16 protein-coding genes and 5 tRNA genes are annotated in these 16,670 nt (G+C 44.6%); all 21 read right to left on the reverse strand.

Annotation, left to right across the window (positions count from 1 at the left end):
- Positions 1–711 (reverse strand): MetQ/NlpA family ABC transporter substrate-binding protein (locus U2P91_RS04295; RefSeq protein ID WP_322519131.1); only part of this gene is annotated, 711 nt, incomplete at its 3' end.
- Between the two features lie 114 nt (positions 712–825).
- Positions 826–1,485, reverse strand: coding sequence for a methionine ABC transporter permease (locus tag U2P91_RS04300; RefSeq protein ID WP_111888261.1), 660 nt, complete (start codon positions 1,483–1,485; stop codon positions 826–828).
- Positions 1,475–2,506, reverse strand: coding sequence for a methionine ABC transporter ATP-binding protein (locus tag U2P91_RS04305; protein ID WP_111889744.1), 1,032 nt, complete (start codon positions 2,504–2,506; stop codon positions 1,475–1,477). Before U2P91_RS04305 ends, U2P91_RS04300 begins: the two co-directional genes overlap by 11 nt.
- Positions 2,507–2,640: 134 nt before the next feature.
- Positions 2,641–3,009, reverse strand: coding sequence for a YccF domain-containing protein (locus tag U2P91_RS04310; RefSeq protein ID WP_111888262.1), 369 nt, complete (start codon positions 3,007–3,009; stop codon positions 2,641–2,643).
- An 82-nt stretch (positions 3,010–3,091) separates the two neighbouring features.
- Positions 3,092–3,631 carry a peptide-methionine (S)-S-oxide reductase MsrA gene (msrA, locus tag U2P91_RS04315; RefSeq protein ID WP_111888263.1) on the reverse strand — a complete coding sequence of 180 codons (540 nt, stop codon included), beginning with the start codon at positions 3,629–3,631 and terminating at the stop codon, positions 3,092–3,094.
- A gap of 1 nt (position 3,632) precedes the next feature.
- The gene (locus U2P91_RS04320) at positions 3,633–4,373 is read right to left on the reverse strand and encodes an alpha/beta fold hydrolase (protein WP_162624498.1); all 741 of its coding nucleotides are present in this window, start codon (positions 4,371–4,373) and stop codon (positions 3,633–3,635) included.
- Between the two features lie 148 nt (positions 4,374–4,521).
- Positions 4,522–4,597: transfer RNA gene (locus U2P91_RS04325), tRNA-Lys, on the reverse strand.
- A 173-nt stretch (positions 4,598–4,770) separates the two neighbouring features.
- Positions 4,771–4,846: transfer RNA gene (locus tag U2P91_RS04330), tRNA-Gln, on the reverse strand.
- A 21-nt stretch (positions 4,847–4,867) separates the two neighbouring features.
- Positions 4,868–4,944, reverse strand: a tRNA-His gene (locus U2P91_RS04335).
- A 25-nt stretch (positions 4,945–4,969) separates the two neighbouring features.
- A tRNA-Arg gene (locus U2P91_RS04340) sits at positions 4,970–5,046 on the reverse strand.
- A 19-nt stretch (positions 5,047–5,065) separates the two neighbouring features.
- Positions 5,066–5,139, reverse strand: a tRNA-Gly gene (locus tag U2P91_RS04345).
- 130 nt (positions 5,140–5,269) lie between these two features.
- Positions 5,270–6,052: an ABC transporter permease gene (locus U2P91_RS04350; protein ID WP_111888265.1), complete on the reverse strand. Its 783-nt coding sequence runs from the start codon at positions 6,050–6,052 to the stop codon at positions 5,270–5,272.
- A gap of 8 nt (positions 6,053–6,060) precedes the next feature.
- Positions 6,061–6,966: an ABC transporter ATP-binding protein gene (locus tag U2P91_RS04355; protein ID WP_111888266.1), complete on the reverse strand. Its 906-nt coding sequence runs from the start codon at positions 6,964–6,966 to the stop codon at positions 6,061–6,063.
- Between the two features lie 27 nt (positions 6,967–6,993).
- A complete protein-coding gene (locus U2P91_RS04360; protein ID WP_162624499.1) occupies positions 6,994–7,479 on the reverse strand; it encodes a metallophosphoesterase family protein in 486 nt (161 codons plus the stop codon).
- 53 nt (positions 7,480–7,532) lie between these two features.
- Positions 7,533–8,132 carry an RdgB/HAM1 family non-canonical purine NTP pyrophosphatase gene (rdgB, locus tag U2P91_RS04365; RefSeq protein ID WP_204355389.1) on the reverse strand — a complete coding sequence of 200 codons (600 nt, stop codon included), beginning with the start codon at positions 8,130–8,132 and terminating at the stop codon, positions 7,533–7,535.
- A 13-nt stretch (positions 8,133–8,145) separates the two neighbouring features.
- Complete coding sequence (gene rph / locus U2P91_RS04370; RefSeq protein WP_111888268.1) at positions 8,146–8,895, reverse strand: ribonuclease PH; 750 nt, start codon at positions 8,893–8,895, stop codon at positions 8,146–8,148.
- Between the two features lie 119 nt (positions 8,896–9,014).
- On the reverse strand, positions 9,015–10,460 hold the full coding sequence (gene gatB, locus U2P91_RS04375) for an Asp-tRNA(Asn)/Glu-tRNA(Gln) amidotransferase subunit GatB (protein WP_111888269.1): 1,446 nt from the start codon (positions 10,458–10,460) through the stop codon (positions 9,015–9,017).
- Between the two features lie 3 nt (positions 10,461–10,463).
- Positions 10,464–11,936, reverse strand: coding sequence for an Asp-tRNA(Asn)/Glu-tRNA(Gln) amidotransferase subunit GatA (gene gatA, locus U2P91_RS04380; RefSeq protein WP_111888270.1), 1,473 nt, complete (start codon positions 11,934–11,936; stop codon positions 10,464–10,466).
- Positions 11,937–11,945: 9 nt separating this feature from the next.
- A complete protein-coding gene (gatC, locus tag U2P91_RS04385) occupies positions 11,946–12,233 on the reverse strand; it encodes an Asp-tRNA(Asn)/Glu-tRNA(Gln) amidotransferase subunit GatC (protein ID WP_111888271.1) in 288 nt (95 codons plus the stop codon).
- 148 nt (positions 12,234–12,381) lie between these two features.
- Positions 12,382–14,373: an NAD-dependent DNA ligase LigA gene (gene ligA / locus U2P91_RS04390; RefSeq protein WP_204355390.1), complete on the reverse strand. Its 1,992-nt coding sequence runs from the start codon at positions 14,371–14,373 to the stop codon at positions 12,382–12,384.
- Positions 14,374–14,417: 44 nt separating this feature from the next.
- The gene (locus U2P91_RS04395) at positions 14,418–16,625 is read right to left on the reverse strand and encodes an ATP-dependent helicase (RefSeq protein WP_111888273.1); all 2,208 of its coding nucleotides are present in this window, start codon (positions 16,623–16,625) and stop codon (positions 14,418–14,420) included.
- Positions 16,626–16,670: the final 45 nt, after the last annotated feature.

The raw sequence follows: 16,670 nt of genomic DNA on the forward strand, positions 1-16,670 counted from the left end.
TTCATCTCCAGTTCGTACTGCCACAATGTTGGCATAGGTCTGTGCCGCTAAGGAATCTTTTTCTTCTTTCGCGATGGCATCGGTTCCGGCATTCAGTCCTGCTTCAATGGCATAGTTTCCGTTAATAACAGCCAAATCAACATCCGGAAGTGAGCGTGCCAGTTGAGCCGCCTCCAGTTCTTTAAAAACAAGATTTTTGGGATTTTCAATAATGTCTTTTGGTGTTGCTTCCAAACCAACATTCGGATCAACCTTGATTAAGCCAATTGTTTCAAGTAATAAAAGTGCTCTGGCTTCGTTTGTTGTATCATTTGGGATGGCAATCGTTGATCCATCAACAATGGCATCCAAAGTTTTTAATTTACCTGGATATAAGCCCAATGGTTCATAATGAACCGCACCGGCACTCACCAACTTGGTATTATTTTTCACATTAAAGTCTTCCAGGTAGGGGAGATGCTGGAAAAAGTTGGCATCTAACTCTTTATTTTCCAAGGTTAAATTCGGTTGAACATAATCGGTAAATTCTTTAACTTCAAGGGTGTATCCCTCTTCTTTTAATACTTCACCAGCAACCGCTAAAATCTCTCCATGAGGTGTTGGACTGGCCCCGACTACAATGGTTTTGTCATCTGTGCCTTTCGCCGCACAGCCTGAAAATAGGGCCAAACCGAGAACACTGACCAATACTACTAAACCTAATTTTTTCATGATCTTCTCCTTTTCTTTTCTTTCATATAATTCCTAGTTGAATAATATGTAATATAACATGGGCGGTGTTTACTGTCAACCCAAATTATCTGCGGATCGTAAAATCCTGATTCTTTATTTTCGGCGATCCTGTTTTTGGGCAATTTTCATACCAACTTCTTGAAAGAGCTGGACGATTAAAACCAGTAATATTACGGTTATCACCATCATACCCGTTTCATAACGATAGTAGCCAAAGCGGATGGCAATATCTCCCAGGCCGCCGCCACCGACAATCCCTGCCATCGCGGAATAACCTAAAATAGTGGTGGTCGCAATGGCTGCGCCAATAATCAACGAGGGCTTCGCCTCAGGAATCATCACCTTGGTCACCACCTGCATGGGACTGGCGCCCATTGACAGTGAGGCTTCAATAATCCCATAATCCACCTCTTTAATAGAAGATTCCACCAACCGGGCAATAAATGGTGCCGCTGCAATCACCAGCGGTACAATGGTTGCCGTTGATCCAATGGTTGTCCCGGTAATCAGCCTTGTCAGAGGAATCACTGCAATTAGCAAAATCAAAAACGGGATCGACCGGGTAATATTGACCACCATGTTGAGTACCTTATTAAGCCACTTCATCGGGACAATCCCATCGGAATCGCTGGTGACCAGCAAAACGCCCATCGGTAACCCAATAACATAGGCCAGAAGTGTTGACGCCAATGTCATATAAAGGGTCTCAAGGGTTCCTTGAACCATCAATGCCGTCATTGAACTATCCCACATGGGTACCCACCTCCTCAACCGTAATTTGATGTGAGCGGAGATAATTAACGGCCCGTGCCGCACTCAGCTCATCCTCAGGCAATTGGATCACCATTTGCCCAAAAGCAAAGCCATCAATATTTTTCATATCGGCATGGAGAATATTCACCAGACATTTTGTTTCGAGGATCATTTTTGCAATCACCGAATCACTGGATGATTTTTCATCAAAGACAATTCGATACGTGTTTTTGCCCATCACCACCGAACCCTGATCACCTTCAGAAAAAATCATTTTTTTGGCAATCTCGGTTTTGGGGTTTTTAAAGATCTCTTCAACCTCACCGTTTTCGGCAATTTTACTTTTATCGATGATTGCCACATGGCTACAAATCTGCTCCACCACACTCATTTCATGGGTGATGATCACAATGGTAATGCCCAATTTTTGATTGATTTCTTTTAACAGCTTGAGTATGGAATTGGTTGTCGATGGATCCAGAGCTGATGTCGCCTCGTCGCATAACAAAATCTTAGGGTTATTAGCCAAGGCTCTGGCAATCGCGATCCGTTGTTTTTGTCCCCCCGACAACTGGGTAGGATAGGCCTTGGCTTTATCGGGTAAGCCAACCAACTCCAACAGTTCAGCGGTTCTTTTTTTGGCCGTTTCTTTATCCACCCCGGCAATTTCAAGGGGAAAAAGAATATTTTTTTCGGCAGTTCGTTGCATCAGCAAATTAAATTGCTGAAAAATCATACCCACCGAATAACGTACCGTTCTCAGTTCTTTTTCGGCTATTTTTGATATATCCTGTCCATCAATAAAAACACTGCCGCTGGTGGGCTTTTCAAGAAGATTGATACAGCGAACCAGGGTGCTTTTACCAGCCCCGCTCATACCGATAATTCCATAGATATCGCCCTGGTCGATGCTTAGATTTATGCCATCTAACGCTTTTACTTCGCCGCTTTTAGGACGAAAGGTTTTCCCCAGATCCTTTATTTCAATGATGGGTTTTTGGGACGTCTTTTTCGTTTCGATGTTCCTTACCCTCCTATAATCAACAAATTTAAATAAATAAAACCATCTTAAAAACAGTGGGTTTAACACACACCCACCGTTTATTATAGTATCGATTTCATTTTCTTGTCAAGCTTAATAGCACCTTCGGCTACTTAAATATCGCGAATTTGTGCGCCAAATGGAAACAATGCCAGTTTGGCAAATTTAAACCATTGTAATCCAAAGGGTATCCCAACCAGGGTAATACAGTAAATAATCCCCAGAATCGCAGATCCCGCGGCTAAACCCCAACCGAAAATCAGGATCCACAAAATATTTAAGATTACCGATCCGGTTCCCATGTTTGAATAATCAACGGTTTTACCAAATGGCCAGAGGACTAACTGCGCCATTTTAAAAGCCTGCAATCCCAACGGGATACCAATAATGGTAATGCAGCAGAGAATGCCGGCTAAAAGCCAAGCGATCGCCATAATCAGGCCCCCCAAAATAATCCAGATAATGTTACCAATGATGCTCATACTTTTCCCTCTTTTCAATGTCACTTTATTTGTTTCTTGTGAAAGTAACTGCTTTTTACGTCAGTTTTTAATGACCCGCTTCTTATTTTAAAGATGGGTCCCGGGCTACCGCCGCCTTTTTAAACTCACGGTTGCCGATATGGCAATAACCTCCGGGGTTCTTTAACAGATAGTCCTGGTGATAAGCTTCTGCAGAGCTGTAGTTTTCAAGCGGCAATACTTCAATGGCCAGGGGCACCCCGTATTGCTGCCTTAACTGATCGACTGATTCTAATATCACCGCTTCATCGGAAGGATCCGAAAAATAAATGCCGGTACGGTATTGAGTGCCTCGATCATTCCCCTGACGATTGACCGCTACCGGGTCGATGACTTCAAAATACAGACTTAACAAAAATGGTAAGCTGATCACTTGATTGTCATAAAGCACCTTAACGACTTCAGCATGCCCGGTATTTCCATGGCACACATCCTCATAGGAGGGATTCGGGGTTTTTCCGTTGGCATAACCCACCTCCGTCTTAACAACCCCTCTGATGGCTTTAAAATACATTTCCGTTCCCCAGAAACAACCTCCAGCCAAAACGATTTCTTTGCTGTTTTCTTTTTTATTGTTTTCCATATCAATTTCCTTTCCAGATTTCCATAATTTTTGCTATTGTTATCGCTTGCTGTTCAGCCGATGAAATAGATGCGATCCCATCGCCGGACTGTTCTCCATAATTACCGAATCCGCTATGATTACCACCTGCTATTTCATAATAACGGGCCGTGACCGGCAGCTTATTTCGGCCTTCGGTAAAGCCCTGTTGGTTAATAATCTGATCTTCGCTGCCATATAGAGTCACTACCGAATGACTGCTCTGAGAAAGCGATTCATTGGGATAAGCACCTAATAAAGTCAGCCCCGCTACCTTGTCTTCATGTTCGGCCAGATAGTCCGAAGCCATGGCGCCGCCCAAAGAGTGACCCACCATGATCCAATGCTCGATCTCCGGCAACGCTTCCAACACCTTGTCAGCACCGTTTGCATTAAACACGGCCAGATTAAAGGGCATCCCCACAATCACAGCCGGATAGCCTTGTTCCGCCAGTGAGCGCATCAGCGGAGCATAAGCGATATCTTCCACCTTACCACCGGGGTAAAAGATAAAACCCGTTTCATCCTGACCTGTTGTTGGCATAAATATGGTCAGATTTCCTTCTTCCCTGACAATTACCTGATTTCCTGAGATCAGGGCCTCATGGGCAGTTTGATCAGCATGGTAATAATCTCCCAGATAGGTCAATGTTATAATGACAAGCGCCACCAATACCATTCCAATTATTTTGCTGATACGTATTAAGCTTTGCCCTTGTTTCATAACCATCTGCTCCTTTTCATTCCAAAATGACATGATAATACAGATTTGCTCTATTTTATACCCCAACCCGTTATAAAACAACATTTAAGTCATTTTAACATTTTTCAAAAAATAAAAAAACCGCAATCACTGCGGTTTTGATTTCAAATGGTGACCCATGGGCGACTTGAACGCCCGACACCCTGATTAAAAGTCAGATGCTCTACCAACTGAGCTAATGGGTCATGCTATAATTTACTTTTTGTTTGTCTCCAAACGATAATGAATACTCAACTTTGCCTAACTAAGCGATTCACACAAAAATGTTCACTTCCTTCGGTCGTGCATTTTTGGTTCTCTGCTTTGCAACTGAGCTAATGGGTCATGTCTTTTTTCTGTCTTCTCTGCCGAGCAAAAGTGGCAGGGGTAGCAGGACTCGAACCTACGGATGCAAGAATCAAAATCTTGTGCCTTACCAACTTGGCTATACCCCTATTAATATAATGCTATTGAAATGGGGTGGATAATGGGACTCGAACCCACAACTTCCGGAATCACAATCCGACGCTCTAACCGATTGAACTATACCCACCACGAGATAAATACGATAAAATAAATGGTGCGCCTGAGAGGATTCGAACCTCTGGCACACGGCTTAGAAGGCCGTTGCTCTATCCTACTGAGCTACAGGCGCTCAATTCTTTTCGCAAAAATGGAGCGGGTGAAGGGAATCGGACCCTCGCGACTGGCTTGGAAGGCCAGGGCTCTACCACTGAGCTACACCCGCATTGCCTCTCTTAGAGACAAGTGTTAGTATACTTTAAATAGAAAGAGTTGTCAACTACTTTTTATTTTTTATTTGATGCTCGCTTTATTTTGCAAACACACCGTAATCCGTCATCAAAAAATGAAATGTCTTAGACGGTTTTAATGCCCACACCTTTTTTAAAAATATGCGCCGCCACTAAAAATACACTAATAACAAGGCCAATTGTTAAAATAACATGAATCACAATATTGCCTTCACATACCCCAATATAGGCATATCGGGAAACATTAACCAGGGGATAGATCGGGTTTATGTATTTAATGGAAGATAATAATCCCGGCAACTTTGAAATTTCAAAAAACACACCACCTAAATAGGTAAGAGGCGTAATGATAATTGCCAATGCAAAATTCATCTTTTCAAAGTTATCCAGCACCAGCCCGGCAATCAAACCCAGTGATGCGAAGACAAAGGATGTTGCGGTTAATGCCAATACAAAAAACAGTGGATGCACTACTTCATAACCGACAAAGAAAATTGTTGCCGCATAGGTTAGAATACCCACCAGCACCCCACGAAACATCCCCCCAAAAACAAAGGCCAGAATTTTTTCGGTAATTGAGATCGGGTAGCTGTTTAAATCCTGAATGGTATTCTGAAATTTTTGCGAAATCATTGAAAACGCCGGATTTTGAAACGCGGCAAAAATCGCCCCCATTGTCGCTAAGCCGGGCACTAAAAAATTAAGATAACTAATCCCTTCGATCCCGACCTCCCTGGTTTGAAGCATCCCCCCAAAGATTAACATGTATAAAATGTTTGAAATAAGCGGAGCCAGAACCGTCTGAACTGGCACCTTCATAAACCGATGAATTTCCTTGTTCAGGAGGGTTAAAAATCCAATTCTATTGTAAAATATCCTGTTTTTCATCTGTTCTCCTAATGTTTGATGATATTTAAATAAATATCTTCGAGCTTTGGTCTTTCCACCACCAGATTAGTAAATTCCATGTTTTTCTCTGACAGTTGTCGAAAGACTTTGGACAAGTCCTTCTTTGAGGCCTTCAATTGAAGTCTGGTTTTGTCTTCGATATGCGGGTGGTAGTCACTTAAAAAATCAAAATCAGCTAGACTTAGCTCATCTTCAAAATGAACTTCAATGATGGATTCCCGGGAAAACGCATCCATCAACTCTTCTTTAGGCTCATCGGCAATAATTTTTCCACCATCAATAATTACAATCCGCTTACACAGTTTTTCGGCTTCCTCAATATAATGAGTGGTCAGGATGATGGTGGTACCCGATTCATGCAGCTTAACCAGAAAATCATATAAGGTATGCCGCATTTCAATATCGACTCCTGCTGTCGGTTCGTCCAGAATCAGAATTTTGGGTTTATGAACCAATGCCTTGGCGATTAAAAATCGCCGTCGCATCCCTCCGGATAGATCCCGGATTCTGGCGCTTCTCTTTTCGGTTAAGTACAAAGCGTCCAGAACTTCATCGATGTATTCCTTGTTATCCTTGATCCCGAAATAGCCGGACTGTTTTTTTAGCGCTTCATCTACGGTAAAAACAAAATCATACCCGGTATCCTGGGGCACAATGCCAATAATCTTTTTTGTTTCAAGCTCATTTCTGTCGAGGCTGTACCCGCCGATACTGACATCTCCCCGGGTCTTTTTTACATTACCGGCAAGAATATTGATCAGGGTACTTTTTCCCGCCCCATTTTGCCCCAGCAAGGCGGTAAATTCGCCTTCTAAAATTTCTAGATTGATATTTTTTAAAGCCTCTTTTTTCCCTTTTTGATAGGTCATTGATACATCTTTAATACTCAGCATTGATTGCCTCCTTTTTCCGTCTTTCTGTCAGTCGCGCCAAAGCGGGATGATTTTTGCGTTAATTTCGCCATTCTCAATGATAATCAATCCATAGCTTTCAGGATCTCCCATTCTGGGAGCCCCCACCGAGCCAGGGTTCATCATTAGAATGCGGCCATCATCTTCGATATAAGCGTGGTGGGTATGACCATAAAGAATCACCTCGGCCTTTTTTTCCAACCCGGCAACGTAAAGACGGTGCAAATCGTTCTTGACGCCGTACTTATGGCCATGGCAGGCAAAAAATTTAAAGCCGCCCAAAATGGTCTCCAGCGACATACTGCCATCATCAGCAAAAGAATCCAAATTGCCCTTCAGGATGTGGATGGGGGTATTTGTGATCGTACGCAGATAGAGGGCATCTTCGACATAGTCTCCAAGATGAATCATCACATCCACTTGGCCCATCTCCTGGACGGCTTGTTTTACCGCTTTTAAATTACCATGGCTGTCACTCATTACACCAATTTTCATTTTATCCTCCATCCCTTCCTTCTGCTTAATTAAAGGATCCGATTGTCCTGTTTTTAAAGTGCCTGATTCAACAGTTCCCGAGCCTTTGCAATAGCGACCGCCCGATGACTCAACCGATTTTTTTCTGCTTTGGTCATGTCTCCGTAGCAACGGCCAGACGCTTCATGGATAAACAGCGGGTCATAGCCGAATCCGCCAACACCGCAATAATCAAAGGCAATTTTCCCCCGGACCAGACCTTCGCAGCATAACTCCCGTCCATCAGGCAGAATCATCGCGATGACGGTGATAAAAGCAGCTCCCCGATTCATTTCCGGCACATCTGCCATTTCCTTTAAAAGCTTTTTATTATTATCTGCATAGGTGGCCTCTTCTCCTGCATAACGAGCCGAATAAATCCCCGGAGCCCCATTAAGGCAATCAACCGATAAGCCGGAGTCGTCGCCCATAATGATCAGGTCTTTTCCCTTAACAAGGGGCTGTAACGCCCGCACCTTTATCAGCGCATTCGCTTCATAGGTTTGACCATCTTCAATGATGTCAATGTCAATGCCAAAATCCTTCATCGTCTTGACTTCAAAATCCGCTCCCAACATCGTCTTCAGTTCTCTGGCCTTATCCGGATTACCGGTGGCTAAAAGTATTGTTCTCATTATCATTTACCCGTTATTCCTGTAATGTACCTTTTTGGAAGGCGATGATTTTTTTAATGCTCGCTTCTCCGAGTTCTAACATCTTTTGAAGTTCTTCCTTTTTAAAGGGACGTTCTTCACCGGTTCCCTGAATTTCAATGATTTCGCCGGTTTCAGTCATGACCATGTTCATATCAACCTCAGCGTTTGAATCTTCTTCATAACACAGGTCAACGATGGCTTCGCCCTCAAAAATCCCAACACTAGTAGCAGCGACAAAATTGGTAATTGGCATTGCTTTAATTTTCCCCTTTTCAATCAGATCTGATAAGGCATCATGGAGGGCCAGAAATGAACCGGTAATCGCCGCGGTCCGGGTTCCACCATCGGCCTGGATTACATCACAGTCAATCCAGATGGTCCGTTCCCCGAGCATTGAAAGGTCGATGACTGATCTCAGACTCCTGCCGATTAAGCGCTGGATTTCCATGGTTCGGCCATCGATTTTGCCACGGTTGCGATCGCGACTTTTACGGGTATTGGTTGATCCGGGAATCATTTCATACTCGGCAGTGATCCACCCCTTTTTCTGACCTTTTAAAAATGGTGGTACCTTGTCTTCCACCATGGCGGTGCAAATGACTTTGGTATCGCCCACTTCAATGAGCACCGATCCCTGAGCATGTTTAATAAAATGTCGGGTAACCTTTATTGGTCTTAATTCATGGGCTTCCCGACCGTCAATCCGTTTTTTCTCTACATTAATTTCTTCACTGTTTTCCATAGTTTTCCTTTATCTATTTCTCATTATTTAAGGGATTACCACAAATCTTGTAGTAACCCCTTAGTCAAAATTTCTGTTTCTTAGTACCAACAATTGTTTTGCTTTATCTTATAAAAATCCTAACGATGCGATGCCAAATGTTTAGCTACAACCGCCCGAATAATTTCGTTAGCGACCTGGGCATTCGCTTTTCCTTTTGTTACTTTCATCACCTGACCGGTTAAGAAGCCATAGGCTTTTTCATTACCGGCGCCTATATCTTCAACCGATTTGGGATTATCCGAAACGATTTTTTCAATGATGGCTTCCAGCTCGCTGCTGTCACTCATTTGCGCCAGACCCTTATCTTTAACAATATCGCCCGGGTTTTTGCCGGTACTAAACATTTCTTTTAAAACTTCTTTACCAGTGTTGCCACTGATTTCATTGTTTTTGACCAGTTTTAGCAACGCTACCAATTGCGTCGGAGTAATCGAAATATTTTCCATACTCAGTTCATTTTCTTTTAGTAATGGTGGAATTTCCACCATCATCCAGTTAGAAATCTGTTTGGGTTCATTATACAGCGCCACTGCTTCTTCAAAGAAGCGAGCGGTGACCCCCGTGGTTGTCAGCACCCCGGCATCGTATTCCGGTAGTTTATATTCATCAATATAGCGCTGTTTTTTGGCTTCCGGCAATTCCGGCAGTTCGCTTTTAATTTTTTCGATGTAATCGGGTTCCAGCACAATCGGGACCAGATCCGGTTCCGGGAAGTAACGATAATCATGAGCTTCTTCCTTGCTTCGCAGTGAAGATGAGGTCCCTTTGGTGTCGTCCCACTTACGGGTTTCCTGAATAATCGTGTGACCTTTTTTAATCTCAATGATCTGTCGTTTGCTTTCGTATTGAACAGCCCGGATCAGCGCCCGGAACGAGTTTAAGTTTTTCATTTCAGTTCGGGTTCCCAATACTTCGCATCCTTTTTCCCGAATCGATAGATTCACGTCAAAACGCATCGAACCCTGTTCCATCTTACAGTCAGAGACGCCAGTATATTCCAGAATATTTCTGACCTTTTCGGCAAAGGCGCGGGCTTCCTCGGCACTGCGCAGATCCGGCTCGGTGACGATCTCAATCAGCGGTACACCACAGCGGTTAACATCCAGAAGCGTCCCGTCGGCCGATTCATGAAGCAGCTTTCCGGCATCTTCTTCGATGTGAATACGGGTGATGCCGATGTCTTTTTTAACGCCATCGACTTCAATGCCAACTACGCCACCGGTACAGATCGGTAAATCAAACTGGGAGGTTTGATAGGCTTTGGGTAAATCCGGATAAAAATAGTTTTTTCGATCCATCTTGCTAAAGTGGGCAATTTCGCAATTAAGGGCTAAACCCGCCCGGGTGGCGTATTCAACGACTTTTTCATTCAGTACCGGTAACACCCCGGGCATCCCCAGGCAAACCGGGCAGGTATGAGTGTTTTCATCCTGGCCGAACTCGGTCGGACAGGAACAAAATATTTTTGTTTTTGTCCCCAACTCAATATGGATTTCCATTCCGATGACAATTTCATATTCCATGATTTAGACCTCCGTTCCCAATGGTGCTTTTAAATTTTTAAGGCCTGATTCCTGCTCAAAGGCCCAGGCTGTTTTTAACAGAGTCTCTTCACTTAAGATCGGCCCCAGCAACTGCATCCCAATCGGCATCCCGTTGTTGTCCAAACCGCAGGGAATTGAAGCCCCGGGAATTCCGGCAATGTTAACGGGTACCGTATAAATATCAGTGAGATACATCTCCAGCGGATTGCTGGTTTTTTCGCCGATGCCAAAGGCGGTAGTCGGTGCTGTTGGGGTCAAGAGCACATCGCAGCCGCTAAAGACCTGATCAAAGTCGGCTTTGATGATCGTTCGCACCTGCATCGCTTTTTTATAATAGGCATCATAGTAGCCAGAGCTGAGGGCATAGGTCCCCAGCATGATCCGTCGTTTGACCTCGTCGCCAAATCCCTGGCTTCTGGTTTTCTTGTAAAGATCAATCAGGTCATTGTATTCTTCGGCTCTAAAACCATAACGAATGCCATCATAACGGGCCAGATTGGAACTGGCTTCAGCGGACGAAATCATATAATAGGCGGATAGGGCATAATCCAGATGTTGGAATGACACATCGACAATCGAAGCCCCCAGAGTTTTATAGATGACGATGGCATCTTCCAGGCTTTTGCGAACTTCCGGTTGGAGCCCTTCGCCGAAAAATTCTTTAGCCACGCCAATTTTCAAACCTTTGACCCCTTGTTTGAGGTTTTTAGTATAATCGATTTTTTTAAGATTAAGGGAGGTGGAATCCTTGGCATCATGACCAACAATGGTATTTAGCACCAGCGCGCAGTCTTGCACGTCCTTGGTGAACGGCCCAATCTGATCAAGCGACGAAGCAAAGGCCACCAGACCATAGCGGGAGACCAGACCATAGGTCGGTTTCATCCCCACCACCCCACAAAATGAGGCGGGCTGACGGATCGATCCGCCGGTGTCTGATCCCAAGGCAAAAAAAGCCGTATCAGCAGCCACAGCAACCGCTGATCCGCCACTGGAACCGCCAGGTACCTTGTTTAAATCCCAGGGATTGTGAGTCGTTTTATAGGCTGAATTTTCAGTGGACGAACCCATCGCAAACTCATCCATATTGGTTTTCCCCAGCAAAATACCACCCTCTTCGCTAAGCCGTTGATAAACCTCGGCATTATAAGGAGGATTGAAGTTATCGAGCATTTTTGAGGCACAAGTGGTTAAGATTCCCTTAGTGCACATGTTATCTTTGAGTCCATAGGGAATTCCTTCCAATGGCGTTCTTTTTGCTCGCCCGGACAGCTCGGCATCTATTGCGGTAGCCGTTTCTAGCGCCGCTTCGGTCTGGAGACTCAGATAAGCATCGGTCGCTTTTTCAACGATATTAATGCGGTTAACCACCGCTTGGGTTACCTCTGTAACGGTGACTTCTTTTTTATCCAGAAGGTCATTTATTTCGTGTATGGTTTTTTGATACAATTCCATTGTTGCCTCCTATTCCATAACCCGGGGAACCTTAAAGCACCCGGCTTCGCTCTCTGGCGCATTGGCCAAAGCTTCTTCATTACTCAGACAGGACTTAATTTCATCCTCCCGAAAGACATTCTGAACCGCCAGCACATGTTCGGTGGCTTTAATTTTAGAGGTGTCCAATCCGCTTAAGGTTTCAGCATAATTAAGCACTGCACCCAGTTGCTCGGCCAGGGCGGTCACTTCATCCTCGGAAAATTCCAAACGGGCCAGATTGGCCACGTAGGTGACATCTTCTCGTGTTAAACTCATAGTGTTATCCTTTCTTTACTGTTGACTATCGATCTTACTTTTCTAATCAATTCATGATGCACTTCTTGTGCATTTTTTAAATAGCTCGGGCACTGATTTTTATCTTAACAGCCGGAGCCGTCAATTTGATTTTAAAAATCACCCTTCATTATAGATCAAACCCTCCACCCGTGACAAGGGCTAAAAACGCTTCTTCATCAATTATTGTAATTCCCAGCGACTGGGCTTTTTCATATTTGGACCCGGATTTTTCTCCGGACAAGAGAAAATCGGTTTTTTTACTGACACTGCCTGCTACCTTGCCACCATTAGCTTCGATCAATGCTTTAGCTTCCCGTCGGTCGAGAGTGGGCAGGGTTCCGGTGAGCACAAAGGTCTTCCCGGCCAGGGTCTGAGAATCGATTCTGGTTTCCTGAATCATATTAAGCCCCGCGGCTTCTAACCCTCTGATGATTTCAATATTGGTGGGCGTCTTAAAAAAATCGACAATTTCGGTAGCCATTTTTTCGCCAATTTCAAAAATCGCTTTGAGATCTTCCACTTGGGCCAGGATCAGGTTATCCATTTTCTGATAATGTTCAGCCAGAATTTTAGCACCTCTGGCGCCGACCAGCGGAATCCCCAAACCAAAAATAAGCCGGGATAATTCACGTTTTTTAGAGGCTTGTATCGCGACCAGAAGATTGTCGACCGATTTTTCGCCCAACTTTTCAAGGGTGATCAGTTGTTCTCTTTTCTCATCCAGATGATAGATATCGACCGGGTTAACGACCAGTTTATCATCCATCAACAGCCGCAGTACGCCTGGTCCCAGCCCTTCAATGTTCATTGCGTCCCGGGAAGTAAAGTGAACCAGTTTTCGAAACACCTGCGCCGGACAGGCCATGTTCAGGCATTTAGTCACCGCTTCTCCGGCAATCCGAAAGGTTGGTTCATCACAAACCGGACAGCGTTTTGGCATTTGAAAAACCACCTCGTTTCCCGATCGTTTTTCAAACACCACATGATCCACTTCCGGAATGACGTCCCCCGCCTTCTGGATCACCACCTGGTCACCGATACGGATGTCTTTTGTACTGATATTGTCTTCGTTATGGAGGGTTGCCCGGGAAATCACTGACCCCGCTAGCGATACCGGCTCAAGTTCGGCCACTGGGGTCAGAGCACCGGTTCGGCCAACCTGAACGGTAATGGCAACCACAGTGGTAACGGCCTGATCGGGGGCAAATTTGTAAGCGATCGCCCAGCGGGGACTTTTTGAGGTATTTCCCAGTCGCTCCCGAAAAGCTAATTCATCGACCTTAATCACCAGACCGTCGATTTCAAAGGGCAGGTTGCGTCTTTCCACTTCCATCAGGCGGCAATAGTCAATGATCGCCTCAATATCGCTAAAGGCTTTGATTGTACTGGTTTTAAAACCTAAATCTTTTAAATAATTCAGGGTCTCCCGATGGGTTTTAGGTTCGAAACCTTCAACCACTTCCAGATTAAAAACAAAAATATCCAATGGCCGGGAGGCCGTTAGCCTGGGGTCCAATTGTCGCAGCGATCCGGCTGCTGCATTTCTGGGGTTGGCAAAAGGACTTTCCTCCGCCGCCAGACGACGCTGATTCAATTTTTCAAAATCAGCCTTACCCATAAAAACCTCGCCCCGAACTTCCAGGGTCACCGGCTCCGACAAGCCCAGCGGGATCGTCCGAATCGTTTTGAGGTTGGCAGTAACATTTTCCCCCACTTCGCCATCGCCTCGGGTGGCGCCCCGAACGAACAAACCATTTTCGTAGTTTAGTACCACCGTCAACCCATCAAATTTGTATTCCACCACATAGCTTGCCTCGGGACAGGTCTGCCGCACCCGACGGTCAAAATCGCGGAGATTGCCCGGATCAAAGGCATTGCCAAGGCTCAGTTTGGGATGGCTGTAGACGACCTTGTCAAAACCTGCTAAAGGACTTCCACCAACCCGCTGAGTCGGTGAATCCGGGGTGATCCATTGGGGATTTGCGGTTTCTAGCGCAATCAGTTCCTGCATTAGCTGATCATATTCATAGTCTAAAACCAGAGGCGCATCATCAAGATAGTAGGCTCTGTCATATGCTGCTATTTTTTTTCTTAACGCTTCAATTTGGGCATTGCTCATACTCATTTCCTATCCTTTATAGCTACTTTTTAACGCTATTTTAACTAAGCTTTTTCCACAAACGTCGGATCCATTTTTTTGATTCCCACCCCCGGAAACGCGACTGAAATCATGTTATTTTTAACTTCAACCACAGTACCAATGCCAAATTTTTTATGTTTAACCTTATCCGTCAACGCAAACCCATTTTCTGATGGACCATTGTGAAGGTTAACGGCATTGGCATTATTTCTGCGAATAGCTACCTTCGACTGGGTCACCCGTTCAGAAAAAGTCTTATTCTTTTTCGTTTCAATGTCAATTTCCGGCTTACGTTCATAGCGCTGTTTATTTTCCACGCAAACTTCATCCGGCATTTCTTTTAAAAATCGCGATGGGGTTTGCAGTTGGCGACGTCCGTAAAGGGTTCTTTCCGCTGCCCAGGAAATGTAAAGACGTTTCATCGCCCGGGTAATCCCCACATAGCAGATTCGTCGTTCCTCTTCAATTTCCTCCGGCGAATCCATGGCTCGGCCATGGGGGAAGATCCCTTCTTCCATCCCGGGAATAAAGACAATCGGGAATTCCAGTCCTTTGGCGTTATGAAGCGTCATCAGGAGAACCTTCCCCTGATCACCATCGTACTTGTCGGTTTCTGACGACAAGGCGACCGTTTCCAGGTAGGCGCTGAGGCTTTGATCATCACTATTTTTTTCAAAGTCTGTGGCGGAAGATACCAGTTCCTGAAGGTTTTCCAGGCGGCTTTCACCCTTATCCATCTTTCCGGTTTCCAGCATTTCCAGATAGCCGGTTTTTTCAATCACCGCCGTGATCAGCTCGCTTAAGCTGGCCGTCTCCCGGATTGTTTCTAATTTCTTCATTAATTCGCTAAACGCCCGAACCTTGTTTTTGACGCTGGGACTCAGCTCCGGAATTTCTTCAACATGATGGAAGGCCTGCATTAAACTAAAGCTTTTAAAATTGGCGTATTCGGCAATTTTTTCAATGGTGGCTGAACCAATCCCCCGCTTGGGCACGTTGACAATTCGCATAAAGCCCATGTTGTCTTTAGGATTGCTCAGGACATTTAAATAAGCAATGACATCTTTAATTTCAACCCGCGAATAAAACCCGGTTCCGCCGATTAATTGAAAAGGCAAGCCGGCCCGCATCAGCGCTTCTTCAAACAACCGGGACTGGGCATTGGTTCGGTACAGAATCGCAAAATCGCCGAAGATACCATTGCCCTTGGTGATGTTTTCATTAATCTCATCAACAATAAACCGGGCTTCATCATAACCCTGGTTAAACGAAGCAATCATAATTTTTTCATCGCCGTCATTGTTGGTCCACAGCGCCTTTTCCTTACGACCGGTATTTTTGGCAATAACACCGTTGGCACAGTCCAGAATCGTCTGGGTTGAGCGGTAGTTCTCTTCCAGTTTAACTACCTTGGCGTTGGCGTAGTCTTTTTCAAAATCCAGGATATTGTTGATATCCGCTCCCCGCCAGCCGTAAATACTCTGATCGTCATCGCCGCAGACACAAATATTTTTGTATTTGGCGGCCAGCATGTTAACCAGTTCATATTGGCTATGATTGGTATCCTGATATTCATCCACCATAATGTATTTAAAGCGATTCTGATATTGTTCCAGAATTTCCGGAAAGCCCTTAAATAATACCAGGGTATTGTAGATCAGATCATCAAAATCCATGGCATTGTTTGCTTTTAAGCTTTCCTGGTAGCGTTTATAATAAAGTCCGACCTTCTCTTTTCTGAAATCGCCGGAATTTTCTTTTAGATAGGCTTCCGGACTGACAAAATTATTCTTGGCCGTTGAGACTTCGCCGCTTAAAAACTGGTTGGTAAAATATTTGTCATTGAGGCCCAATTCTTTGATTAAGCTTTTATATAAACGCTTCTGATCGTCCATATCATAAATGACAAAGTTGTCGTCATAACCCAACCATTGTGCATGGGTTCGCATAATTCGGGCACACATGGCGTGAAATGTCGACATCCAGATCCGTTTACTGTCCTCAATCTTCATTTTGGCAATCCGCTCCCGCATTTCGCCGGCGGCTTTATTGGTAAAAGTGATGGCCAGAATCTGTGAAGGCCATGCCTGTCCTGTTTCAATAATATGGGCAATGCGATGAATAATAGTTCGTGTTTTCCCTGATCCGGCCCCTGCCAATATTAATAGTGGCCCATCGATGGTTTCTGCTGCTTCTCGTTGTCGAGTGTTTAACCCGTCTAATAAACTCATGTGTTCTCCTAAATATTTATTTCATAGTTAATTGCAAAAATTATA

It is taken from the genome of Acetobacterium sp. K1/6, assembly GCF_034438075.1.
Classification (GTDB): Bacteria; Bacillota; Clostridia; order Eubacteriales; family Eubacteriaceae; genus Acetobacterium; species Acetobacterium carbinolicum.

Coding starts and splice junctions, on each gene's coding strand:
- U2P91_RS04300 (WP_111888261.1), bottom strand. CDS start 1,485: ATGTGGGATAGTTCAATGACGGCATTGATGGTTCAAGGAACCCTTGAG.
- gatB (WP_111888269.1), bottom strand. CDS start 10,460: ATGGAATATGAAATTGTCATCGGAATGGAAATCCATATTGAGTTGGGG.
- U2P91_RS04310 (WP_111888262.1), bottom strand. CDS start 3,009: ATGAGCATCATTGGTAACATTATCTGGATTATTTTGGGGGGCCTGATT.
- rdgB (WP_204355389.1), bottom strand. CDS start 8,132: ATGAGAACAATACTTTTAGCCACCGGTAATCCGGATAAGGCCAGAGAA.
- U2P91_RS04350 (WP_111888265.1), bottom strand. CDS start 6,052: ATGAAAAACAGGATATTTTACAATAGAATTGGATTTTTAACCCTCCTG.
- U2P91_RS04355 (WP_111888266.1), bottom strand. CDS start 6,966: ATGCTGAGTATTAAAGATGTATCAATGACCTATCAAAAAGGGAAAAAA.
- U2P91_RS04320 (WP_162624498.1), bottom strand. CDS start 4,373: ATGAAACAAGGGCAAAGCTTAATACGTATCAGCAAAATAATTGGAATG.
- msrA (WP_111888263.1), bottom strand. CDS start 3,631: ATGGAAAACAATAAAAAAGAAAACAGCAAAGAAATCGTTTTGGCTGGA.
- gatA (WP_111888270.1), bottom strand. CDS start 11,936: ATGGAATTGTATCAAAAAACCATACACGAAATAAATGACCTTCTGGAT.
- ligA (WP_204355390.1), bottom strand. CDS start 14,373: ATGAGCAATGCCCAAATTGAAGCGTTAAGAAAAAAAATAGCAGCATAT.
- rph (WP_111888268.1), bottom strand. CDS start 8,895: ATGGAAAACAGTGAAGAAATTAATGTAGAGAAAAAACGGATTGACGGT.
- U2P91_RS04360 (WP_162624499.1), bottom strand. CDS start 7,479: ATGAAAATTGGTGTAATGAGTGACAGCCATGGTAATTTAAAAGCGGTA.
- gatC (WP_111888271.1), bottom strand. CDS start 12,233: ATGAGTTTAACACGAGAAGATGTCACCTACGTGGCCAATCTGGCCCGT.
- U2P91_RS04395 (WP_111888273.1), bottom strand. CDS start 16,625: ATGAGTTTATTAGACGGGTTAAACACTCGACAACGAGAAGCAGCAGAA.